The 23,332-nt window shown below is 68.2% G+C and carries 21 protein-coding genes; 12 read left to right on the forward strand and 9 right to left on the reverse strand.

Annotated features, from left to right (window positions below; translation table 11 throughout):
* Positions 1-49: 49 nt before the first annotated feature.
* Entirely contained in the window at positions 50-1,489 is a 1,440-nt protein-coding gene (gene thrC / locus AC3QLZ_RS03525) for a threonine synthase (protein WP_492783348.1), read from the reverse strand.
* 210 nt (positions 1,490-1,699) lie between these two features.
* On the opposite strand from thrC, the gene AC3QLZ_RS03530 reads away from it, so the two are divergent.
* On the forward strand, positions 1,700-2,878 hold the full coding sequence (locus AC3QLZ_RS03530; RefSeq protein WP_492783349.1) for a flagellin N-terminal helical domain-containing protein: 1,179 nt from the start codon (positions 1,700-1,702) through the stop codon (positions 2,876-2,878).
* Positions 2,879-2,941: 63 nt separating this feature from the next.
* On the opposite strand, the gene AC3QLZ_RS03535 is transcribed toward AC3QLZ_RS03530, so the two are convergent.
* From AC3QLZ_RS03535 to alaC, 4 genes are all read right to left on the reverse strand, one after another.
* Positions 2,942-3,199: a DUF2249 domain-containing protein gene (locus AC3QLZ_RS03535; protein WP_014237922.1), complete on the reverse strand. Its 258-nt coding sequence runs from the start codon at positions 3,197-3,199 to the stop codon at positions 2,942-2,944.
* A gap of 252 nt (positions 3,200-3,451) precedes the next feature.
* Positions 3,452-4,762: a homoserine dehydrogenase gene (locus tag AC3QLZ_RS03540; protein ID WP_492783350.1), complete on the reverse strand. Its 1,311-nt coding sequence runs from the start codon at positions 4,760-4,762 to the stop codon at positions 3,452-3,454.
* Positions 4,763-4,817: 55 nt separating this feature from the next.
* Complete coding sequence (locus AC3QLZ_RS03545) at positions 4,818-6,044, reverse strand: pyridoxal phosphate-dependent aminotransferase (RefSeq protein WP_205231244.1); 1,227 nt, start codon at positions 6,042-6,044, stop codon at positions 4,818-4,820.
* A gap of 67 nt (positions 6,045-6,111) precedes the next feature.
* On the reverse strand, positions 6,112-7,299 hold the full coding sequence (alaC, locus tag AC3QLZ_RS03550; protein ID WP_014237925.1) for an alanine transaminase: 1,188 nt from the start codon (positions 7,297-7,299) through the stop codon (positions 6,112-6,114).
* Between the two features lie 111 nt (positions 7,300-7,410).
* Between alaC and AC3QLZ_RS03555 the strand changes: the two genes are divergently transcribed.
* The 4 genes from AC3QLZ_RS03555 to menB all read left to right on the forward strand — a co-directional run bounded on the left by AC3QLZ_RS03555 (position 7,411) and on the right by menB (position 10,270).
* Positions 7,411-7,782, forward strand: coding sequence for an Mth938-like domain-containing protein (locus AC3QLZ_RS03555; protein WP_130458666.1), 372 nt, complete (start codon positions 7,411-7,413; stop codon positions 7,780-7,782).
* Positions 7,783-7,787: 5 nt separating this feature from the next.
* On the forward strand, positions 7,788-8,162 hold the full coding sequence (locus AC3QLZ_RS03560) for an SMR family transporter (RefSeq protein WP_014237927.1): 375 nt from the start codon (positions 7,788-7,790) through the stop codon (positions 8,160-8,162).
* Between the two features lie 276 nt (positions 8,163-8,438).
* The gene (locus AC3QLZ_RS03565; RefSeq protein WP_014237928.1) at positions 8,439-9,347 is read left to right on the forward strand and encodes a polysaccharide deacetylase family protein; all 909 of its coding nucleotides are present in this window, start codon (positions 8,439-8,441) and stop codon (positions 9,345-9,347) included.
* A 92-nt stretch (positions 9,348-9,439) separates the two neighbouring features.
* Positions 9,440-10,270, forward strand: a complete 831-nt coding sequence (gene menB / locus AC3QLZ_RS03570) for a 1,4-dihydroxy-2-naphthoyl-CoA synthase (RefSeq protein ID WP_492783351.1) — start codon at positions 9,440-9,442, stop codon at positions 10,268-10,270.
* Positions 10,271-10,314: 44 nt separating this feature from the next.
* On the opposite strand, the gene AC3QLZ_RS03575 is transcribed toward menB, so the two are convergent.
* Positions 10,315-10,914, reverse strand: a complete 600-nt coding sequence (locus AC3QLZ_RS03575; protein WP_492783352.1) for a cytochrome b/b6 domain-containing protein — start codon at positions 10,912-10,914, stop codon at positions 10,315-10,317.
* A gap of 133 nt (positions 10,915-11,047) precedes the next feature.
* Between AC3QLZ_RS03575 and menC the strand changes: the two genes are divergently transcribed.
* The 7 genes from menC (at position 11,048) to AC3QLZ_RS03610 (ending at position 19,148) form a co-directional block, all read left to right on the forward strand.
* The gene (menC, locus tag AC3QLZ_RS03580) at positions 11,048-12,112 is read left to right on the forward strand and encodes an o-succinylbenzoate synthase (protein WP_492783353.1); all 1,065 of its coding nucleotides are present in this window, start codon (positions 11,048-11,050) and stop codon (positions 12,110-12,112) included.
* Positions 12,113-12,238: 126 nt separating this feature from the next.
* Positions 12,239-12,919, forward strand: coding sequence for a hypothetical protein (locus AC3QLZ_RS03585; protein WP_287875723.1), 681 nt, complete (start codon positions 12,239-12,241; stop codon positions 12,917-12,919).
* A gap of 161 nt (positions 12,920-13,080) precedes the next feature.
* The gene (locus tag AC3QLZ_RS03590; RefSeq protein WP_014237935.1) at positions 13,081-13,395 is read left to right on the forward strand and encodes a HigA family addiction module antitoxin; all 315 of its coding nucleotides are present in this window, start codon (positions 13,081-13,083) and stop codon (positions 13,393-13,395) included.
* 47 nt (positions 13,396-13,442) lie between these two features.
* Positions 13,443-14,876 carry a class I adenylate-forming enzyme family protein gene (locus tag AC3QLZ_RS03595; protein ID WP_287875727.1) on the forward strand — a complete coding sequence of 478 codons (1,434 nt, stop codon included), beginning with the start codon at positions 13,443-13,445 and terminating at the stop codon, positions 14,874-14,876.
* Entirely contained in the window at positions 14,873-16,312 is a 1,440-nt protein-coding gene (locus tag AC3QLZ_RS03600) for an isochorismate synthase (RefSeq protein WP_492783354.1), read from the forward strand. Before AC3QLZ_RS03595 ends, AC3QLZ_RS03600 begins: the two co-directional genes overlap by 4 nt.
* Before the next feature lie 18 nt (positions 16,313-16,330).
* Positions 16,331-18,106: a 2-succinyl-5-enolpyruvyl-6-hydroxy-3-cyclohexene-1-carboxylic-acid synthase gene (gene menD / locus AC3QLZ_RS03605; RefSeq protein ID WP_492783355.1), complete on the forward strand. Its 1,776-nt coding sequence runs from the start codon at positions 16,331-16,333 to the stop codon at positions 18,104-18,106.
* A 199-nt stretch (positions 18,107-18,305) separates the two neighbouring features.
* Positions 18,306-19,148, forward strand: a complete 843-nt coding sequence (locus tag AC3QLZ_RS03610) for an alpha/beta hydrolase (protein WP_416244217.1) — start codon at positions 18,306-18,308, stop codon at positions 19,146-19,148.
* 12 nt (positions 19,149-19,160) lie between these two features.
* Here AC3QLZ_RS03610 and AC3QLZ_RS03615 read toward each other — a convergent pair whose 3' ends face one another.
* From AC3QLZ_RS03615 to AC3QLZ_RS03625, 3 genes are all read right to left on the reverse strand, one after another.
* Positions 19,161-19,922, reverse strand: a complete 762-nt coding sequence (locus AC3QLZ_RS03615) for a YdcF family protein (RefSeq protein WP_416244216.1) — start codon at positions 19,920-19,922, stop codon at positions 19,161-19,163.
* A 246-nt stretch (positions 19,923-20,168) separates the two neighbouring features.
* Positions 20,169-22,061 (reverse strand): propionate--CoA ligase, encoded by a 1,893-nt coding sequence (locus AC3QLZ_RS03620; RefSeq protein WP_014237941.1) that lies wholly within the window; start codon positions 22,059-22,061, stop codon positions 20,169-20,171.
* 98 nt (positions 22,062-22,159) lie between these two features.
* The gene (locus tag AC3QLZ_RS03625) at positions 22,160-23,326 is read right to left on the reverse strand and encodes a response regulator (RefSeq protein ID WP_130458679.1); all 1,167 of its coding nucleotides are present in this window, start codon (positions 23,324-23,326) and stop codon (positions 22,160-22,162) included.
* Positions 23,327-23,332 lie beyond the last annotated feature (6 nt).

Consider the following 23,332-nt stretch of genomic DNA (forward strand, 5'->3'; position numbering starts at 1 on the left):
AGGTGCCCCGTTCGGCAATGGCCGGCCGTTTCCTGGCCCGCCAGACCTGTCAGACCCGGGCCTGGATGAAGGCCTTTACCGCATTCACATCCGGGTCCATGACCTCGACGCGCTGGGCCAGCTTTTCCAGGCCCTGGAGATCGGCGGGCACTTCCGGTTCCCGGCCCAGGGCCTCGCGGATGGTCTCGGCGAACTTGGCCGGCAGGGCCGTTTCCAGCACCACCGTGGGCATGCCGGCGATGGGGTTTTCCCTGGCCACCTTGAGACCGTCGGCGGTGTGGGTGTCGATCATGACGCCATAGGTTTCCCAGCAGGAACGGATGGTGGCCAGGCGGTCGGCGTGGCTGCTGGCGCCGGAGACGAAGGCGAAGCCGGCCAGCTTGTCCATGTAGGGGGTACCGCGCAGGTCGAAGGCCTGGCCTGCATCCACCTGGGCCCACAGTTCCCGCACCTTGGCCGGATCGCGACCCACCAGGTCGAAGACGAAACGCTCGAAGTTGGAGGCCTTGGAAATGTCCATGGAGGGGCTGGAGGTGACGAAGGTCTCGGCGGTCTTGCGCGGCCGATAGACACCGGTCTTGAAGAACTCGTCCAGCACATTGTTTTCGTTGGTGGCCAGGATCAGTTTGCCGATGGGCAGGCCCATCATGCGGGCGATGTGGCCGGCGCAGATGTTGCCGAAGTTGCCGGAAGGCACGCAGAAGGCCACCTGCTGGTCGTTGTTCTCGGTGGCGCCGAAGTAGCCCTTGAAGTAATAGACGATCTGGGCGGCAACGCGGGCCCAGTTGATGGAATTGACGGCGCCGATCTTGTACTTGGCCTTGAAGGCGGCGTCGTTGGAGACGGCCTTCACGATGTCCTGGGCGTCGTCGAACATGCCGCGCACGGCGATGTTGTGGATGTTCTCATCCTGCAGGGAATACATCTGGGCCCGCTGGAAGGCGCTCATCTTGCCGTCCGGGGAGAGCATGAAGACGCGCACGCCCTTCTTGCCGCGCATGGCGTACTCGGCTGCGGAGCCGGTGTCGCCGGAGGTGGCGCCGAGAATGTTGATCTCTTCGCCGCGCTTGGCCAGCACGTACTCGAAAAGGTTGCCCAGGAGCTGCATGGCCATGTCCTTGAAGGCCAGGGTGGGGCCGTTGGACAGTTCCTGCAGGGCCAGCTTGCCAGGCTCCAGCCAGTGGATGGGGGTCACGTCGGCGGCGTTGTCGCCGGGACGGGCATGGCAATAGACCTGGGCGGTATAGGTCTTGTCGCAGATGGCCTTGAGGTCGGCCGGGGGAATGTCGTCGATGAACTTGGACAGCACGGCAAAGGCCAGCTCGGCGTAGGACAGCTGGCGCCAGGCATCCAGCTCGGCCCGGCTCACCTGGGGATAGGTTTCCGGCAGGTAGAGGCCGCCATCGGGGGCCAGGCCGCCGAGGAGGATGTCGCAGAAGGACTGGGTCGGGGAGGAGGCTGCATCACCGCGGGTAGACAGATAGCGCATGGAAAATCCGGGACGTTCAAGGACTTAAGGAAGGGCCGAAGGATACCACGGCCGCTCCCCTTGCCGAAGCCTGGCGCCCCAAGGGCATAACGTAAGGACGAATACGGGCAACACCCTCAAGTTGGCGGGCCCAAGGCCGATAGGGATGGGTAGCCCCCTGCTCCGCAAAAAATACGGAATAGCCGCCCATCCCGATGGTACGAACGCCCGATGCCGCTGATCATTAACACCAACGTTCTCGCACAGACCGTGCAGCAGAACCTGGCGCGCTCGTCCGGGACCCTCGCCCAATCGCTGCAGCGCCTGTCATCGGGCCTGCGCATCAACAGCGCCAAGGACGACGCCGCCGGCATGGCCATCGCCGAGGGCCTCAGCACCATCATCCGCGGCGGCAACCAGGCGGTGCGCAACGCCAACGACGGCATTTCCCTGAGCCAGGTGGCCGAGTCGGCCCTGGGCCAGATCAGCGGCAACCTGCAACGCATCCGGGAAATCGCCATCCAGGCGGCCAACGGCTCCATGGTGGACAGCAACCGCTCCCAGCTGCAAAAGGAAGTGGACCAGCTGACCCAGGAAATCAGCCGCACCGTGCAGACCACGGATTTCAACGGCTCCCGCCTGCTCTCCGGCGCCTCCACCCTGACCTTCCAGGTGGGCTACAGCGGCAGCGGCGACAACCGCATCCAGGTCAGCACCACGGACCTGGCCCAATCCCTGGGCAGTCCCAGTCCGGCGGCCAAGGCCTCCAGCGCCATTCTCGGCGCCGTCCAGGGCGGCAGTTCGCCCCTGGCCGCCATCACCGCCGCCGACCAGGCCCTGCGCAAATTCGTCACCAGCGGACTCACCACCACGGTGGGCAGCAACACCTACAACGTCAGCGGCTTCACCAGCGGCAGCCCGGCCCAGAATGCGGCCTGGGCCACCTACCAGGCCGCCGAAGCCGCCTATAACGCCAATGCGGGCGCCAAACCGGCAGTCGTCCTGGCGGCAGTGAACAATGCCGCCGCCAACGCCGCTGCAGGTTACGGCTGGGTAGGCGTCGGCACCGGCCTGTATTCCTACTACCAGAGCATGACCGCCACCGGCACCATCAACATCACCAACCAGGCCCTGGCAGCGGCAGCGGTCGGCAGTGTCGATGCGGACATCGCCAAGATCGCCAACCTGCGGGCCACCTTCGGCTCGGTGCAGAACCGCTTCGAAGCGGTGGTGGCCAATGTGCAGGCCTATGTGGAGAACACCAGCGCCGCCCGCAGCCGCATCACCGATGCGGATTTTGCCGAAGAGACCGCCCGACTGACCCGCAATCAAATCCTGCAACAGGCCGGAACAGCAGTTCTCGGCCAAGCCAACACCGCCCCTTCCACCGCCCTTCGCCTGTTGCGATAAAAAAGGCCGGCGCAAGGCCGGCCTGGCGGGATCGGGCGGCGCCGGGCTGGCCGGCGCGCTGCCTCAGCCCTGCTTGGTGAAGTCGATGACGATGGCGCCCGGCTCGCGCTGCACGTAGGCAATGGAGATGCCGTCGCCGTAGCGGGTGAGCAGCTGGTCCAGCAGCGGCAGGGGGTCGTGGTCGTTGCAGAAGCGCATGGTCTCGCCGGGGAACAGGGCGTCGAAGGCGCCGAAGATGGCGGCGTGGCGGAAGCGCTTGGCAACGCCCCGGGCGTCGAAGGGATAGAGGGCCAGGGGAGTGGGTTGGTCGCAGGCGTGCATGGATGTCCTCGCAGGGATCGGAGTAAAAACAGGAGCGCCCATTGTGTCCGGGTGGCACCGCTCCGTCTTTGATCCAGACAGGCAAAACCCCTGAGGCGGCCAAGGCCTTTTGCCCCATCCTGCCAAAGAAAAAGGACGGGCACCTTCACCGCACCACCCTGGAGACCCGCACGGGGCGGACATTTCCGGGATGGCAGGCTGAAGATGCCCGTCCTAGCTGCATCGCAGCCCGTCAGGGCTGCGCGGTGCGGCTTACTGCAGTTCTTCCAGGCGCAGGCGGGTGACCTGGCCCTGCACGGCGGCCAGGGCTTCGATCTTGGCGATGGCCGCGTCCACGTTCTTTTCCCGGGTCTGGTGGGTGAGCAGGATGATGTCGGTCTGCACTTCGCCCTCGCCCGGCTCCTTCTGGATCATGGCATCGATGGAGATGGACTGGTCGGCCAGGATGCGGGTGATGTCGGCCAGCACGCCGGGCTTGTCTTCCACCCGCAGGCGCAGGTAGTAGGCGGTCTGCACTTCGGCCAGGGGCAGGATCGGCAGGTCCACCACGGCGTCCGGCTGGAAGGCCAGGTGGGGCACCCGGTGTTCCGGATCGGAGGTGTGCAGGCGGGTGACATCCACCAGGTCGGCGATGACGGCGGAAGCGGTGGGCTCGGCACCGGCGCCCTTGCCGTAGTAGAGGGTGGCGCCGACGGCGTCGCCCTTCACCAGGACGGCGTTCATGGCGCCTTCCACGTTGGCGATGAGGCGCTTTTGCGGGATCAGGGTGGGATGCACGCGCAGTTCCACGCCTTCCGGGGTGCGCTTGGTCACGCCCAGCAGCTTGATGCGGTAGCCCAGCTGCTCGGCGTACTTGATGTCGATGGCGTCCAGCTTGGTGATGCCTTCCACGTGGGCCTTGTCGAAGCTCATGGGAATGCCGAAGGCGATGGCGGACATGATGGTCAGCTTGTGGGCCGCGTCCACGCCTTCCACGTCGAAGGTGGGGTCGGCTTCGGCGTAGCCCAGGCGCTGGGCTTCCTTCAGCACGTCGGCAAAGGACAGGCCCTTGTCGCGCATCTCGGAGAGGATGAAGTTGGTGGTGCCGTTGATGATGCCGGCCACCCACTCGATGCGGTTGGCGGAAAGGCCTTCGCGCAGGGCCTTGATGATGGGGATGCCACCGGCCACGGCGGCTTCGAAGGCGACGATGACGCCCTTCTTCTGGGCGGCGGCGAAAATTTCGTTGCCGTGGGTGGCCAGCAGGGCCTTGTTGGCGGTGACCACGTGCTTGCCATTCTCGATGGCCTTCATGACCAGGTCCTTGGCCACGCCGTAGCCGCCGATCAGTTCGACGACGATGTCCACATTGGGGTCGCTGACCACGGCGAAGGCATCGTCGGTGACCTTGCAGGCGCCGCTGGTGACCTGGCGGGCCAGGTCCAGATTGCGATCGGCCACGATGGAAATCTCGATGGGACGGCCGGCCCGGCGGGTAATTTCTTCCGCATTACGTTTGAGGACGGTGAAGGTGCCGCCACCGACGGTACCGATGCCGAGCAGGCCGACGTTGATCGCTTTCATATGCAAGATCCCTAGTTGCTGAGTTAATTATCGTGGTTGGAAAAATCAGGTGCGGTCAGGTGCCGTGACGTTTGCGGTAGCCGGCCAGGAAGCGGTCGATGCGGCCGACGGCTTCCTTGAGGTCGTCCACATGGGGCAGGAAGACCAGGCGGAAGTGGTCCGGCTCGGGCCAGTTGAAACCGGTGCCCTGGACCAGCAGCACCTTCTCCTCCTGCAGCAGTTCGGCGATGAACTGCTGGTCGTCCTGGATCGGATAGACCTTGGGGTCCAGGCGCGGGAACATGTACAGGGTGGCCTTGGGCTTGACGCAGGTGACCCCGGGAATGGCGGTGATCAGCTCGTGGGCCACGTCCCGCTGGCGGCGCATGCGGCCGCCCTCGGCCACCAGGTCGTTGATGCTCTGGTAGCCGCCCAGGGCGGTCTGGATGGCCCACTGGCCGGGCACGTTGGCGCACAGGCGCATGGAGGCCAGCATGTTGAGGCCTTCGATGTAGTCGGCGGCGGGACGCTTGTCGCCGGAGACCATCATCCAGCCGGCCCGGTAGCCGCAGGAACGGTAGTTCTTGGAAAGGCCGTTGAAGCTGATGGTCAGCACGTCTTCCGAAAGGGAGCCGATGGCGGTGTGTTCGACGCCGTCGTAGAGCACCTTGTCGTACACCTCGTCGGCGTAGATGATCAGGTGGTGCTGGCGGGCGATCTCGACGATTTCCTTCAACAGGTCATCGGGATAGAGGGCGCCGGTGGGGTTGTTGGGGTTGATGATGACGATGGCCCGGGTGTTCTCAGTGATCTTGGCCCGGATGTCGTCCAGGTCGGGCAGCCAGCCGGCGCCCTCGTCACAGATGTAGTGCCGCGGGGTGCCGCTGGAAAGGCTGACGGCGGCGGTCCACAGGGGATAGTCGGGGGCCGGCACCAGCACTTCGTCGCCCGGGTTGAGCAGGGCGTTCATGGACATGACGATCAGTTCGGAAACGCCGTTGCCCACGTAGATGTCTTCCAGGCCCACGCCCTTGACCTTCTTCTGCTGGGCGTAGTGCATGATGGCCTTGCGCGCCGCGAAGATGCCCTTGGAGTCGGAATAGCCCGCCGAATTGGGCAGGTTGCGGATCATGTCCTGCTGGATCTCTTCCGGCGCGTCGAAGCCGAAGGAGGCCAGGTTGCCGATGTTGAGCTTGATGATCTTGTGGCCGTCCTCTTCCATCTGCTTGGCCTTTTCCAGCACGGGGCCGCGGATGTCGTAGCAGACGTTGTCGAGCTTGGCGGATTTCTTGATGGGTCGCACTTTGTTTTCCTGCGGGGTTGCCGGCGGGGCCGGACGAAGATCAATTCGGTTTTGTCTGGCGGCCGGCTTACTTGAGCAGGCCGTCCTTGCGGAACATGTCCTTGATGCCGCGGATCGCCTGGCGGGTACGGGCCTCGTTCTCGATCAGGGCGAAACGCACGTGGTCGTCGCCGTAATCGCCGAAGCCGATGCCCGGGGAGACCGCCACCTTGGCCTCCGCCAGCAGCTTCTTGGCGAATTCCAGGGAGCCCAGGTGGGCATAGGGCTCGGGGATTTTGGCCCAGATATACATGGAGGCCTTGGGCACCTCCACCATCCAGCCCGCCTCGTGCAGCCCCTTGGCCAGCACGTTGCGGCGCAGTTCGTAGGTCTGGCGCACTTCTTCCACACAGTCCTGGGGGCCGTCCAGGGCGATCACCGAGGCCACCTGGATCGGCGTGAAGGTGCCGTAGTCGTGGTAGCTCTTGATGCGGGCCAGGGCGGCGCACAGCTCCTTGTTGCCGACCATGTAGCCGACGCGCCAGCCGGCCATGTTGTAGCTCTTGGACATGGTGAAGAATTCCACCGCCACGTCCCGGGCGCCGGGCACTTCCATGATGGAGGGGGCCCGGTAGCCGTCGAAGACGATGTCGGCGTAGGCCAGGTCATGCACCACCAGGATGTCGTGTTCCTTGGCCAGGGCCACCACCCGCTCGAAGAAGTCGAGCTCGACGCAGCGCGCCGTGGGATTGCTGGGGAAGCCCAGGATCATCATCTTGGGCTTGGGCGTGCATTCCCGGATGGCCCGCTGCAACTCTTCGAAGAAATCCACATCATCGGTCATGCGCACGGAGCGGGTGTTGGCCCCGGCGATGATGGCGCCGTAGATGTGGATGGGATAGCTGGGATTAGGCACCAGCACCGTGTCGCCCCGGTCCAGGGTGGCCAGCATGAGGTGGGCCAGGCCTTCCTTGGAGCCGATGGTGACCACCGCCTCGCTGTCCGGGTCGAATTCCACGTTGTAGCGGCGCAGGTACCAGTCGCAGATGGCCTTGCGCAGCCGGGGAATGCCCTTGGAGACGGAGTAGCCGTGGGTGTCGCCGCGCTGGGTGGCATCCACCATCTTGTCCACGATGTGTTTCGGCGTGGCGCCGTCCGGGTTGCCCATGGACATGTCGATGATGTCCTCGCCCCGACGGCGGGCAGCCATCTTCAGCTCGCCGGTGATGTTGAACACATAGGGCGGCAGACGCTTGATGCGGGGAAAGTCTTTCATGGGCGCAGGGGAATTCCGGCAGTCGGCACCAGCGGCCGGACGGTCCGGACGGGCGCGTAAAAAGGCTATAATCCTACCCTTTCTTACCCCGTTTGTGCACCGCAGCCGACCATGAAGCTCCACAGAGACAGTACAGACGGCCATTATTCCTTCACCGGCTACGGTGACGACTACGTGGCCATCAACGGTAAGAACCACCAGGGCAATCTGGTGCTGCTGCCCCGGCGCCTGATCCAGGACTGGACCGACGCCACTTTCGACAGCCTGACCCAGGCCGATTTCGACTTCCTCGCCGAGCTGAAGATGGAAATCATGATCCTCGGCACCGGCGCCAAGCAGCGCTTTCCCCATCCCCAGTTGCTGCAGGGCCTGATGCGGGCCGGCGTCGGCCTGGAGGTGATGAACACCCAGGCCGCCTGCCGCACCTACAACATCCTGGTGGCGGAAGGCCGCAGCGTCGGTTGCGCCCTGCTGCAGGGCTGAGGGGCATGAACGCCATCAGCTTTTCCCTGATCCTGGCCGGCGTCATCCTCAACGCCGCCGGGCAACTGCTGCTCAAGGCCGGCACCAACGCCGTGGGCCACTTCGACTTCCACCTGGACAACGTCCTGCCCATCGGCCTCAAGCTAGCCTTCAACCCCTTCATCCTCTCCGGCATGGTGGCCTACGGCGTCAGCCTGGTGGTGTGGATCATGGCCCTCTCCCGGGTGCCCGTCTCCATCGCCTACCCCATGCTCTCCATCGGCTACGTCATCAATGCCTTCATCGCCTGGCACTGGTTCGGCGAAGCCCTCAGCGCCCAGAAGCTCCTCGGCATCGGCTGCATCGTCCTCGGCGTGTACGTCATCACCCGCTCCGCCTGAAGTCCGTCAGAAAGGCGTCAGTAGATATCCTTACAATTGAGGCTGTCCTCTCCTCCAAGACGGACAGCTGTACTTTCAACGCGCTCCGGACCCAACGCCGGAGCGCGTTTTTTCATTGGCGGATGCCATTTTCGACGTTGTTCCTGCGCTTTTCCGTCCACACGGCCACCGCAAACGGCCGGAATGAAACTACAATCTCCCCCCGGCCGCTGCGCAAGACGGCGCCAATCCTATTCCGGCCGCGACGGCCTCTCCAGTCAGACCCGAAATCGCCCCATGTCCCAGCCCAAACTCGCCCTCAAGATCAATGTCGACACCCTGCGCGGCGCCCGCGTCGGCGTGCCCCGCCTGGTGGAAGCCCTGCAGAAGCACGGCGCCCAGGCCACCTTCTTCTTCTCCCTGGGCAAGGACAACACGGGCTACGTGCCGCCCCGCACCACGCCGGCCGGGCAGAAGACCTTCTCCCGCCTGGAGCGCTACGGCTTCACCAGCCTGCTCTACGGCGCCTGGATTCCCGCTCCCGAGATCGGCCGCCGCGCTGCCCACATCCTGCGGGCCGTGCATGAGGCCGGCTTCGAGACCGGCATCCAGAGCTGGGACCGGGTGATGTGGCAGAAGAAGCTGGCCCAGGCCGACAACGAATGGGTGGAAGTGGAAATGGCCAAGGCCGCCAAGCGCTACGAGGACATTCTCGGCCAGCGCCCCGCCGCCGGCGCCGCCAGCGGCTGGCAGACCACCCGCCACGCCCTGCGCCTGACCCAGCGGCTGGGCCTGGCCTACGCCAGCGACACCCGGGGCACCGGCCCCTACCTGCCGGTGATCGAGGGCGAGCTGGTCAATTGCCCCCAGCTGCCCACCACCCTGCCGACGGCGGAAGAAATGGTGGGCCGGGACGGCATCACCGCCGAAACCTATGCCGACCGCCTGCTGGCCCTGACCCACGACGCACCCGACAACGGCCACGTATTCACCCTGCACGCCGAACTGGAAGGCATGAAGCTGCTGCCCGAGTTCGAGCGTCTCCTGGCCGGCTGGAAGGAACAGGGCTACGAACTGGTGGCCTGCCGCCAGATGGTGGACGCCCTGGACCGGGACATGCTGCCCCGTTGCCAGGTGACCCGGGGCGAAGTACCGGGCCGGGCCGGCCAGCTCATGCAGCAGGGGCCGGAATTCCTCATGGGCTGAAGGCCTGCCACCCGGGCGATGCCAGATCAAATCGCCGCGCCGCCCGGGCCGTTATACTGGCGCCTTCTTTCCCCATCCCCGCGCCAGACGCCATGATCCGACCCGCCCTGCCCTGGGTTGCCCAGGCCGACTACTCCGACATCCGTTACGAAACCTGTGATGGCATCGCCAAGATCACCATCAACCGGCCCGAGCGGCGCAACGCCTTCCGCCCGGAAACGGTGATGCAGCTCATCGACGCCTTCCACCTGGCCCACCGGGACAACGCCGTGGGCGCCATCATCCTCACCGGCGAAGGGCCCGACGCCTTCTGCGCCGGCGGCGACCAGAAGGTGCGCGGCGACGACGGCGGCTACCACGACGAAAGCGGCACTCCCCACCTCAACGTGCTCGACCTGCAGATGCAGATCCGCCGCCTGCCCAAGCCCGTGGTGGCCATGGTGGCCGGCTATGCCATCGGCGGCGGCCACGTGCTGCATCTGGTGTGCGATCTTTCCATCGCCGCCGAAAACGCCCGCTTCGGCCAGACCGGCCCCCGGGTCGGCAGCTTCGACGCGGGTCTCGGCGCCGGCCTCATGGCCCGCACCATCGGCATGAAGCGGGCCAAGGAAATCTGGTTCCTCTGCCGCCAGTACGACGCCGCCCAGGCCCTGGACTGGGGCCTGGTGAACACGGTGGTGCCGGTGGAAAAGCTGGAGGAGGAAACCGTGGCCTGGTGCCAGGAAATGCTGCGCCTCTCGCCCATGGCTCTGCGCATGCTGAAAGCCGGTTTCAACGCCGATACCGACGGCCTGGCCGGCATCCAGGAACTGGCGGGCAATGCCACCGGCCTCTTCTACATGACCGAGGAAGGCCAGGAAGGGCGCGACGCCTGGCTCGAACGGCGCCCGCCGGACTTCGGCAAATACCGCAAGCGGCCGTAAAAAAAGGGACCTCCGGGTCCCTTTTTTCATACCGCGGATTGCACCTATTGCGACTCGTCCGCCACCCGGTACTGGTAGCCGCTGACCATGGACTGGGCCATGGGCGCGCCGCGACGCTCGTGCCAGATCAGGGCGCCGATATGCACGGCGATGAAGGCCCACACCAGATTGGCGCCCAGCTCATGCACTTCCTTGAAGCCGTGGGCCAGCTCCTTGGTAATGCCGCCATCGGCCAGGGGCCCCAGCTGGAAGTAGCCGGCAGCAGCCACCAGCCCGGTGGCGCCCATGCCGATCAACACCGCGTAAAGCCCCAGGTAGGCCAGGCTGGCCCAGGCATCGTGGCCGAAGGCGCCGGCATCGGCCTTCTGGCGGCGCAACCACACGGAGACGTGGAAAAAGTCGCTCCAGCGGGCCCGTTGCGGCCCCACCAGGCCCCACAGCAGACGCAGCCCCAGGCCGGCGATGAGGCCGTAGCCGAGCAGTACGTGGCCGTGCCACACCGCCTCCCGCACCGCCCCCTTCTCCAGGGCCTCGGCCCCCAGTTCGGTGGCGAACAGCAGCACGATGGCCAGGGCGTTGAACCAGTGCAAGAGGCGCAGCAGGGGGTCGAACACCCGCTGGCGGCGGTAGGTCACGGTTTCCATGGAACACTCCACAACAGGATGATGCCTGCAGCCTAAAGCCCGATCCTTAAGCCCGCCTTAAGCGCACCGCATCCGCACTCATCCGCCCCGCCAGCCCCTCCCGGCAGCCGGAGCAACCCGCTACACTCCGCCCATGACCCTGCGCGCCTTCACCTTCGTGCCCTACCGCCTGCCCTTCCGCCAGCAATGGCGCAGCGCCGCCGGCGGCCTCGACCAGAGGGAAGGCTGGCTGGTGCGCCTGGAAGATGAAGACGGCGGCTATGGCTACGGCGACTGCGCCCCCCTGCCCGGCATCGGTACGGAACCTCCCGCCGCCGCGGCCGCCGCCCTGGTCCAATGGCAGCAACGCTTCAGGAGGCTGGAGGCGGCCGCCGCCCTGGAAGCCCTCAACGACGCCGCCAGCTTCGACACCCCCGCCGCCCGGGCCGGGGTCGAAAGCGCCCTGCTCGACCTGCTGGCCCGGCGCAACGGCCGCTCCCTCAACGCCAGCATCCGGGGCTGCGACTGCCGCCAGCGGGTGCGGGTCAACGCCAGCCTGGGCAGCCTCGGCCCGCATACGGCAGATACCCTGGAATCCGCACTGGAAGCCGGCTTCCAGGTACTCAAGCTGAAGATCGGCCTGGCGCCTGCCTCCCAGGAGATACCCCTGGTCCAGGCCCTGTGCCGACGCCTGCCCGCCGGCAGCACCCTGCGCCTGGACGCCAACCGGGCCTGGCAGGAAGGCGATGCCCGATCCTGGCTCGACGCCCTGGCCGGCCTGCCCATCGACGCCCTGGAAGAACCCCTGGCCCAGCCCAGCGCCCCGGCCTGGGCCGCCCTGCAAGTCCGGGCCGCCTTCCCCCTGGCCCTGGACGAATCCCTGGCCGACCTGCCCCAGGCCGCCCTCTTCGACGGCACCGTGCGCCGCCTCATCCTCAAGCTGCCCCGCCTCGGCGGCTTCCTCCCCGCGGTCGCCCTGGCCCAGCGCTTCGCCGCCGCCGGCGGCGACTGCATCGTCACCAGCAGCCTGGAATCCGCCTGCGGCCTCCTCGCCGCCGCCCATCTGGCCGCCGCCCTCGGCGGCGATCTGGCCCACGGCCTGGCCACCGCCGAATGGCTGGCGACGGACCTGGGCGCCCCGCCCCCCGTCGCCGCCGGCTACCTGACCCTGCCCGCCGGCCCCGGCCTCGGTTTCCAGCCCTTCGCCACGCCGGCCTGAGGCGCCCGCCCGCCGCGGCGACCGCCGGCAGTTGCGTCCCGGCCCTCGACATTCATGCCAATGGCAAATATGCTGCATTCCTGCCATCCTCCGGGACCGACCCGGAGTCCCCAGGAGCCACCATCCATGCGCCATCTGCACCTGATCGCCCTTGCCGCCCTCGCCCTGCTCCTGGGCACCGCCGCCCATGCCCGGGAATACGGAACCTACGATCCCAAACGCCTGCTGACGGTGACGGAAACCCCCTCGGGCAAGAAATACGGCTTCGACGGCGCCTATCTGGACCAGATGCTGAACGACCTGGCCGCCCACGCCAAAAACTACCCGCCCCAGTTCGACACGCCCCAGGACCGGCAACGGGCCACCCAGGACATCAAGGTCATTTCCGGCATGCTCGACACCCTGGTCAATGTGCCCAACCCCAATCCCGACCTGCTGCTCCGCGCCGCCCACCTGAACGGCATGGGCCACAACCTGGAGATTCCCGGCGCCGCCGACAAGGCCAACGCCCTGTTCCAGCGCCTGCTGCAGCTGGAGCCGGCCCATCCCCGGGGCAACTACCTGTACGGGACTTTCCTGGCCGGCGCCGGCAAACCCCGGGAAGCCCTCCCCTACCTGGAAAAGTCCCTGGCCGCCGGCATCGCGGATGCCGCCTTCACCCTGGGCATGGCTCACCTCAGCCTCAAGGACCAGGACGGCGCCCTCAAGTACCTGGAAGACTACAAGCGCCGCCGCCCGGGCGACGCCAATGCGGACCGCTTCATCGACGCCATCCGCAACGGCCGCATCGAGATCAGGAGCCGCTAGGCCCAATCACTACCGCCCCCGCGCTCCACCGATTGCGGCTCCCCCTATCCACCTCAGTTGCTTCCGACGTTCTCTTTGTCCATTCTGAACTGTGCATCCTGCAGTACAGACTGATAAATTCCCCCCTGAACGAATACCGGCTATTGGGGAGTGAACAGCCAATGGAAAAATCTGGACAACCTACGCAACGCAATCAAGCACCGTCCGGGCCTGCAGGCAATGGGCATTTGCTTGACGAAATCTCCCCGGGCGAAATACTCCTCGAAGAGTTCATGAAGCCCTCAGGTCTTTCACGCGCTGAATTGGCAAGAAGAACAGGGCTCTCGGCATCCCTCGTCAGCAAAATCGTCAGTGGCAACAGCTCCATTACCAGCAACAGTGCCGCCAAGCTGGCTGGCTATTTTTCAACCTCCCCTGCTATGTGGCTGAACTTGCAGCGGGAATACAGGAAGCGCCTGGCCCGTTCCCAGATTTGACCCACATCGTGTAGCCCCCCGCCGGCCCTGCGTATAATCAGGCGCTGATGAACCCTGCGCCTTTCATTGATCCCCACGAGCCCCTGGACTGGCTCGGTCCCCTGTCCGAAGATCCGCTCCAGCTGGTCACCTCCGACGGTGCCTGGCGGCGTGGGGCATTGGTGGCGGATTGCAGGGCATTGGCCGCTGCGCTCCTTGCCTGGGGCGCTGCTCCCGGCACCATCCTCCTCGTTCCCCTGCCCGCTCCGGACCTGGCCCGGCTGTTTTTCGCCTGCGCCCGGGCCGGCATCACCCTCTTTCCCCTGGACCCGACCACTTCGCCGCAACGCCGCGCCGCCCTGCTGGCCCTGGCCGGCCCCCGGGGCCGTCTGCTGGAGGCCCTGCCGTCGGCCGCAGCGATTGCGGCGACGGCTACCAATCCCTTGCCACCGCTGCCCGCGGCTGCCCAGCCGGCCCTGGTCATCGCCACCAGCGGCAGCGAGGGCGAGCCCAAGGGCGTGGTGCTGAGCCACGCCAACCTGGCGGCGGCGGCGGATGCCTCGGCCGAGCGCCTGCCCCTGGGCCCGGGCGACACCTGGCTGGCCTGCCTGCCCCTGCATCACATCGGCGGCGTCTCCATCCTCGCCCGCTGCGCCCGCAGTGGCGCCACGGCCCGGGTGCTGGACCGCTTCACGGTGGAGGCGGTGGCCGCGGCCCTGGCCGCAGGGAACATCACCCACCTGTCCCTGGTGCCGGCCATGCTCGACCGGCTGCTGGAGGCCGGCGTTTCCCCGGGTAATCTGCGCTACGTGCTGATCGGCGGCGCCGCCCTTTCCGCCCCCGTCTTCCGCCGCGCCACGGCTGCCGGCTGGCCCCTCTGCGTCAGCTACGGCCTTTCCGAATGCGCCGCCCAGGTGGCGACCTGGGTCCATCCGCCCCCCGATGCCTGGCAGGAGGGCCGGGTCGGCGCGCCCCTGGCCGGCTGCCGTGTCGAGCTGGATCCGCAAGGACGGCTGCGCCTGGCCGGGCCCCAGGTGATGTGGGGCTATCTCAATCCAGAGCTGGAGCCGGGCCGGGGCCTGACGGACGGCGCCCTGCTCAGCGGCGACCTGGCCCGCCTGGAGGCGGATGGCAGCCTGACCCTGCTGGGCCGGGCCGACGACATGCTGGTCAGCGGCGGCGTCAATGTGCATCCGGCCGAGGTGGAGGCGGTGCTGCTGGCCTGCCCCGGCGTGCGCGACGCGGCGGTGACGGCCCTGCCCGACCCGGTGTGGGGCGACCGGCTGCTGGCCCTGGTGGTGGGCGACTCCGCCGCCATGGACGACGCCGGCCTGCACCGCTGGTGCGCCGAACGCCTGCCCTCGCCGCGCCGGCCCCGGCTGATCCAGCGGGTCGCCAACCTGCCGCGCAACCCCATGGGCAAGCTGCAACGCCCGGCCCTGCGGCAGCTGGCCCAACAACTGGCCCAGGACGGGCTGCTGGCCCCAGGGGATGCGCCATGAGCCGCCCCCAGGCCCACCCCGCCGCCGACAGCGCCAGCCTCAGCCAGCGCTATCCTGGCCTGGCCGGGGAACTGGCGGCTCTGGCCGCCCAGGCCCGCCCCACGGACCTCCTCAGCCTGTGCCTGCCGGCGCCCCCGTTGCCCATGGCCGGCCCCCTGCCTTACATCGCAGCCCCCGACAGCCTGGCCTGGCAGCGGCCGGACGACGCCTGGCTGGCCCTGGGTGCCGCCTGCACCGTGGAAAGCGCCGGGCCGGGCCGCTTCACCGCCCTCAACGGCGCCTGGCAGGGCCTGGCGGCCCGCTGGCAGATTGCCACCATGTCGCAAAGCAGTAATGGCAGCGGCGACCTCCAGGCGCCCCTGGCCCACCTGGGCTTTGCCTTTTACGACGCCAGCGGCGACAGCCCCCTGCCGAACGCCCGCCTGCGGGTCCCCGCCCTGCTGCTGAGGCGCCGGGCCGGTCGCCAGACCCTGGTCCTCACCTGCCCCGGCCATGGCGCCGCCCAGGCCATGGCCGGCTGGGAGGCCCTGTGGCAAACGCTGGAACGGACCCTGCTGTCCCAACCTGCGCCGCTGGCCGCGCTCCACCTGCAACGGCCACCGGCACCCCTGCCCGAGCAGGCCTTCGTCGCCCGCACCCGGGCCGCCCTGGCCGCCATCGCCCGGGGCGAGCTGGACAAGGTGGTCCTCTCCCGCCGCGTCACCTTCGAGGCCGACAGCCCCCTGGAAGCGGCCGCCGTCTTCGCCGCCCTGGCGGCCCAGCAGGCCGACAGCAGCGTCTTCGCCGTCGGCCACCGGGCCGGCACCTTCCTCGGCGCCACACCGGAGCGGCTCCTTACCCTGCAGGACGGCCAGCTGCACACCGAAGCCCTGGCCGGCACCGGCTGGGGCCGGGCCGACGCCCCCCTGACCTCGGACAAGAACCAACGGGAACACGGCTGGGTGGCCGAGGCCATCCGCCACACCCTGGCCCCCCTCTGCGCCGAACTGCAGGCCGCCCCGGCGGAAGTGCTGCAGCTGCCCGGCGGCAGGCGCCACGCCGGCCTCAGCCATCTGCGCACCCCCTTCCACGGCCGTCCGGCGCCCGGAGTCGGCCTTTTCGACCTGGCCGCCAGGCTTCATCCCACCCCCGCCGTCGGCGGCTGGCCGGCGGCCCCGGCCCGGGAATGGCTGCAGGCCCACGGCGAGGAGCGGCCCCTGTGGTACAGCGGCGGCCTGGGCTGGATCGACGCCGCCGGCAACGGCACCCTGGCCGTGCCCCTGCGCTGCGCCGACCTGCGCGGCAACCGGGCCGAACTCCAGGCCGGCGCCGGCATCGTCGCCGGCTCCGCCGCGGAACAGGAACTGGCCGAAACCGAGGCCAAGCTCGCCACCATGCTGGAGGCCCTGGCACCCTCGGCCCCAGCCCCTGCCGCCGCCAGCCGCCGCGGCGCCTAACCTCACGGTCCTTCGCCCATGAACGCCACCGGCACCACCAACTATCTCTGGTCCCGCCACTTCGCCGCCGCCTTGGCCGGCGCCGGGCTGGCCCACGTCGTCATTTCCCCCGGCGCCCGCTCCACCCCCCTGACCCTGGCCTTCCTGCGGCAGGCGGGCGTGCGCTGCCACGTACTGGTGGACGAGCGCTCCGCCGCCTTCTTCGCCCTGGGTCTGGCCAAGGCCACGGAACTGCCGGTGGCCCTGGTGTGCACCTCCGGCTCCGCCCCGGCCCACTGGCTGCCCGCCGTGATCGAGGCCGACGCCGGCCGGGTGCCGCTGCTGCTGCTCTCCACCGACCGGCCGGCGGAACTGCACGGCTGGGGTGCCAACCAGACGGTGGCACAGGCCGGCCTGTTCACCGGTTTCGTGCGCGCCGCCCACGCCCTGGCGACGCCGGAGGAAGGTTTCCTGCCGCGCCAGGTGCATACCCTGGCGGCCCGGCTCCTGGCCGAATGCCGCTGGCCCTGCCCGGGGCCGGTGCATGTCAATCTGCCCTTCCGCGAGCCTCTGCTGCCGCCCGCCGCCAAGCTGGCGGCCAGCCCGGACCTGGGCCCGGTCCATCCGCCGGAGGCGCCGCCGCCCCTGGTGCTGCCGGCGCCCCACGCCGTGGCCCAGGCTGCGGCCCGTCTCTCCGGGCGCCCCGGGCTGATCCTGGCCGGCGCCCTGCCGCCGGGCAGCGCCGGCCCCGACTACGCCCGGGCCGTGGCCGCCCTGGCCCGGGCCCTGGATTGCCCGGTGCTGGCCGAACCCCTTTCCGGCCTGCGCCACGATACCGCCGGGCTTGAGGCCGACAGCCGCCCCGACAGCCATCATTTCCTCGCCCACGGCGAAGCCCTGGTGCGGGATGCCGCCTTTGCCGCCGCCCAGGCCCCGGCCTGGATCCTGCGCTGCGGCGACGCCCAGGTGAGCCGCTCCCTGCAGACCTGGCTCAGCCAGTGCCTGGACCAGGGCACCGAACTGCTGCTGCTGGAAGGCGAAGGCCGCTGGCCCGACCCGGAACGGGGTACCAGCCTGCTGCTGCGGGGCGACACCGCCGCCACCCTGGCGGCCCTGGCCCAGGCTGTGGCGGCCAAGGCGCCGCCGGCCTGGATGCAGGCCTGGCGCGCCGCCGAGCAGGGGGCCGGGGACCTGGCCCGGGCCGCCCTCGACGCGGCCGGCGACGATCTGTGGGAAGGGGCCGTGGTGGCCGACCTGCTGGCGGCCCTGCCGGCGGAGAGCAGCCTCTTCTGGGGCAATTCCATGGCGGTGCGGGACGGCGATTCCTTTTCCGGCCTCTCCGCCAAACCCCTGGAGGAGCACGGCAACCGGGGCTGCAGCGGCATCGACGGCCAGCTGTCCACGGCCCTGGGCCTGGCGGCGGCAGGCAGCGCCGAAGGCCGTTACAGTGCCGCCCTCCTCGGCGACCTGGCGGCCCACCACGACCTCAATGCCCTGGCCGCGGCGCGGGAGCTGGATTGCCTGCTGGTGGTGGTGAACAACGGCGGCGGCGGCATTTTCGAGTATCTGCCGGCCCGGGCCCTGCCCGAATACGAGACGGGCTGGCTGACCCCGGTGCCCCTCGTCCTGGCCCATGGGGCGGCGGCCTACGGGGTGCCTTACCGCCGGGCCGCATCCCGCGCCGAGTTCCAGGCAGCCATCGCCGAGGCCGTTGCCACGGGCGGCCCCTGGCTGGTCGAGGCGGTGGTCGAACGGTCGAAGAGCGTCGCCCGGCACCGGGCCTACTGGCAGGCGGTGAGCGGCAGCGAGAGCTGAAGCGAGGGACGGGCCAATGGGCGCGTGACGGTCGCAGCGCCGGCGATCGGCGCCGCAAGGAGTCGTAGCGGCAACGCGGCTGGCGCCTGGGATGGCGCCGGCGGCAGGGTCAGCCCCCGGTCAGCGGAGGGTCAGAGGTGGGTCAGTCCCGGGGACTAGCATGGCGCGCCATAAGCCGATCAACGGCTAGGAGAGTGACTTGCCCCACCCGCTTCCCCCCGGCGACGACGCCGCCGTCCTGCTGCTGCACGGCCTCTACAGCAACCCCAACGAAATGTCCCCCCTCGGCAAGGAGCTGGAAAAGGCCGGCTACCGCGTCGCCATTCCCCATTTGCAGGGCTATACGGTGTGCGCCGAAGACGTGCTGGACCGCCGCTTCGCCCGCAGCCCCTGGGAGGACTGGTACGCCCAAGTGGAAACGGTCTTCGACGAACTGCGGCAGCAGCATCGCCACGTGGTTGTCGGCGGCCTGTGCATCGGCGCCGACCTGGCCCTGCACCTGGCGGCCCAGCGGGGCCTGCAGGTGGCGGCGGTGCTCGCCCTGGCCACCACCCTTTACTACGACGGCTGGGGCATTCCCTGGTACAGCTTCCTCCTGCCCCTGAGCTACTACACGCCCCTGCGCCACATCTACACCTATCGGGAACGGGCCCCCTTCGGCCTGAAGAATCCCCGGGTGCGGGCCCGGGTGGAACGGGACATGCGGGAAAGGGAAGTCTCCGCCGCCGGCGCCTCGGAGCTGCCCCTCAACGGCATCTACCAGGCCCAGCGCCTGATCGGCAGCATCAAGAAGGAGTTGCCCCAGGTGGTCAGCCCCACCCTGGTGATCCACTCCCGGGAAGACGACGTGGCCAGCCTGCGCAGCCCGGAGCAGGTATACCGCCGCATCAGCGCCGAGCGCCGGCGTAAGGTGGTGCTGGACGACAGCTACCACATCATCACCCTGGACAACGAGCGGCGCCGGGTCAGCGGCGAAGCGCTGGATTTTCTCGCCCAGGTGCTGGGCGCGCCGGCTGCGGCCCGGCTGCCCCGGGCCGCCTGAAAAGGGGCCGGCTCAGCCCCGCAGCCAGTACCAGAAACGCCCCAGCCATTCGTGCAGGGCGGTGCGCGAGGCGCGCAGGCCGTCGGCCTGGGGCAGGTAGTCCAGGGCCGTGGGCACGCCGCGCTGGAACAGGGTCGGCATGGGCACCACTTCCAGGCCCGCCCGGCTGAAGGCCAGGGCCGCCCGGGGCAGGTGCCAGGCGTGGCTGACCAGCAGGACCCGGGACACGCCGGCCTCCTTGAGCAGGGCCGCCGTCTTCAGGGCATTCTCCCGGGTGTTGTCCGACTCGCCTTCGACCCAGCGCACCGGCACCTTGAATTCGTCCCGCAGCACCCGGGCCATGGCCTCGGCCTCGCTCACCTCGCCGCCGTCCGGCGTGCCGCCGGTGACCAGCAGCGGCAGGCCGGTCTGGCGCTGCAGCTGCCCGGCGTAGCGCAGGCGGACCAGGGTCTCGTTGCCCACCGTATCGCCGCCGTATTCCGGCGCTTCCCGGTAGCGGCCGCCGCCGAGGACGACGATGGCGCCGGCTCCCTTGGCCTTTTCCTGCACCTGCTCCGGCACCACCGGCGGCGCCTCCAGGCGCTGCACCAGGGCACGGCCCACCACCGGCAGGGACAGCACCAGCAGCAGCAATCCCCCCGTCAGTCCCAGGCTTATGGCGAGCTGGGGGCGTCGCTGTCGGAAGAGGAAGGCCAGCAGCAGGAGCCCCAGACCGTTGCCCGGCGGCAACAGAAAGGTAGCCACCAGATTGGTGGCGAGCCAGGACGTGGACATCGCTTGTTTTCCTCCCCAGGAAGGGGCCGCCGGCACCGCGCCGGCCTGCCGCCTATGACGTTTGGCAGACAGTGTAGCCGTTTGCCGCCCCGAGGGGGAGCCCCTGCCGCAACCGGCCGGCAGGCCGCTGCGGAACGTGGCCATCTGGGCCCTTCCTGCCTGACGTCGGCCTGATGCCGGCGGCGAATGTCCAAAAAAAAGCCCGCTGCAGCGATGCAGCGGGCTTTTTGCCGGAGGCCGGCGGGATCAGGCGCTGAGGGCGGCCTTGATCTGCTCCAGGGCGGTGGGGTCCTCGATGGTGGTGAGGTCGCCCGGATCCCGGCCTTCGGCCAGGGCCTGGATGGAACGGCGCAGCAGCTTGCCGGAACGGGTCTTGGGCAGGCCGGAGATGAAGTACACGCGGCCGGGACGGGCGATGGCGCCCAGGGTCTCGTCCACCCGCTTCATCACTTCCTTCTCCAGGGCCGCCACCAGTTCGGGGGTGGCGATCTTGGAGGCGTCCTTGACCACGGCGAAGGCCACCGGCAGCTGGCCCTTGAGGGCGTCGTTCACACCGACCACGGCCACTTCGGCCACGGCGGGGTGACCCTGCACGGCTTCCTCGATTTCCCGGGTGCCGAGGCGGTGGCCGGCGACGTTGATGACGTCGTCGGTACGGCCCAGGATGAAGTGGTAACCCTCGTCATCCTTGATGGCCCAGTCGTAGGAGGAATAAACCAGCGGTTCCTTGAACAGGCTGAAGTAGGTGTTCACGAAACGCTCGTCGTCGCCCCACACGGTGGTCAGGCAGCCGGGCGGCAGGGGCGGCACCACGCCCAGGATGCCCTTCTCGTTGGCGTCGCACTCGGAACCGTCTTCGCGGAAGATGCGCACGTCGTAGCCATAGACCGGGAAGGACGGGGTGCCGTACTTGATCTTGGTGTCTTCGACGCCGCGCACGGTGGACAGCATGGGCCAGCCGGTTTCGGTCTGCCAGTAGTTGTCGATCACCGGCAGCTTCAGCTCGCCCATGATCCATTCGTGGGTCGGCTGGTCCAGGGGCTCGCCGGCCAGGAACAGGTGCTTCAGGCTGGAGAGGTCGTACTTGTGCAGGAAGGCGGGGTCGTGCTTCTTCAGCACCCGGGCAGCGGTGGGGGCGGAGAACATCACATTGACCTTGTACTTCTCGACGATCTGCCACCAGATGCCGGCATCCGGACGGATCGGGGTGCCTTCGTACATGATGGTGGCCATGCCGCCGATCAGGGGGCCGTAGATGATGTAGGAGTGGCCCACCACCCAGCCGATGTCGGAGGTGGAGAAGAAGGTCTCGCCGGGCTTGCCGCAGTAGATGTGCTTGATGGAGGAAGCCAGGGCCACGGCGTAGCCGCCGGTGTCACGCTGCACGCCCTTGGGCTTGCCGGTGGTGCCGGAGGTGTACAGGATGTAGGAGGGGTCGGAGGACTCCACCCAGGTCACGGGCACCTGGGCGTCCATGAACTGGGCGCGCAGGGCGGCGTAATCCACGTCCCGGCCTTCGACCTTGTTGAAGGCCTTGTCCAGGCCCCGGTCCACCATCAGCACCTTGCCGGGCTTGTGCTCGGCCTGGTTGATGGCGTCGTCCAGCAGGTGCTTGTAGGGCACGGCCTTGCCGCCGCGCATGCCGGCGTCGGAGGAGACGATCAGCACCGGCTTGGCATCGTCGATGCGGGTGGCCAGGGAGCCGGAGGCGAAGCCGCCGAAGACCACGGAGTGGATGGCGCCGATACGGGCACAGGCCAGGATGGCGAAGCAGGCTTCGGCAATCATGGGCATGTAGATCAGGACGCGGTCGCCCTTCTTGACGCCCAGGCTCTGGTAGATGGCGGCCATGCGCTCGACTTCGCGCTGCAACTCGGCGAAGGAGTAGACCTTCTCCACGTCGGTTTCGGTGGAGATGAAAATCAGGGCATTGTCGTTGGGGCGGGTCTTGGCGTGGCGATCAACGGCGTTGTAGCACAGGTTGGTCTGGCCGCCGACGAACCACTTGGCAAACGGAGGACGGGAGTAATCGCAGACCTGGTCGAAAGGCTTGTGCCAGTCGATCAGTTGGGCCTGCTCGCTCCAGAAGGCATCCGGTTGTTCGATGGAACGACGATGAAACTCTTTGTAGCTGGTCATAAAACTCCCTCTAGCGTTTGCGTCCTGCACTACTTTGGTTTGCTGATTATTTTTTATGGGGTGGATTCGAGGCTGATCTCGTCCTGTTCTATTTTCACCTAGGGCGCATCCCCACCCGGATTGCGGTTGCCCTGGGGTTCCCCCGACGCCTGGAATTTGGACTCCGGTACGTCTGCGGAAGGCCCGTATTGTAATTCATAATTAAGAAAGCTAAGGAGGGGCATCAAGGCCTTGGCCAAAGCCGCCGCCTGGGGCCGCAATTCCTCGTCCTGCCCGGCGGCCAGCATGGCCAGGGCCTGGTCGACGCTGACCGCGGCGCCGCCGCGCACCGCCGCCGGTTCGACGGCAGGCGCCGGCGCCACGGCCCGGTTGCCGCCGGCAGCGGCCGCCGCCGCCCGCCTCGCCTCGGCCATGGCCAGCAGGCTGGTGGCGCTGGGCGCCCCGTCCAGGGGGAAGCTGGCGATGCCGATGCTGATGGTGAGGGGCAGACGCTGGCCGTGCACGGCGATGTTGGAAGTTTCCACCGCATGGCGCAGGCGGTTGGCGAAGGCCTCGCTGGCCGCCCCCGGGGTGCCGGGGGAGACGATGGCGAAGGTGGTGTCGGAATAGTGGCCCAGGCTGTCTTCCTTGCGGATGTTGCCGGCCAAAAGCTTGGCGAAGCGTTCCTGCAGCTTGTCCACCAGGGCGCCGCCGTACTGGGCGGTATAGCGTTCCAGGGAATCGAAGCCCAGCACCAGCACGCTGGCGGGAGCCTGCTGCCGCCCGGCCAGGGAGAGGGCCTGTTCGGCCTGGGCTTCCAGATAGGCCCGGGTGAACAGGCCGCTGTGGGGATGGCGCAACTGCTGGTCCTGGTGGCTGTGCAGCGCCTGCTCCGCCTGGCCCAGGCGCACCAGGGAATCGACCCGGGCCAGCAGCTCGGCGGTGCCGATGCCCTTGGTGATGAAATCGTTGGCCCCCAGGGCCAGGGCCTTGTCCCGGGACTCCTCGTCCTCCTCGCCGGAGATCATGATCACCGGCAGCTGGCGCAGGCGGCTGACCTTGGAATCCCGGATGCGGGCCAGCAGGTCGAAGCCGTCCATCACCGGCATGGACAGGTCGGAAATGACGGCCTGGATGTCGTGGTCCAGCACCAGGGTCTGCCAGGCGGCCTCCCCGTCGCCCTCTTCCCGGATCTCGTAGTGCCCTTTCAGGTGCTTGATGATGGAAGCCCGCACCATGCGGGAATCGTCCACGATCAAGATTCTGGGATGGGGTGCTTCGGTCATGATCTT

The sequence above is a fragment of the Azospira sp. MPR-LB4 genome, assembly GCF_058809525.1.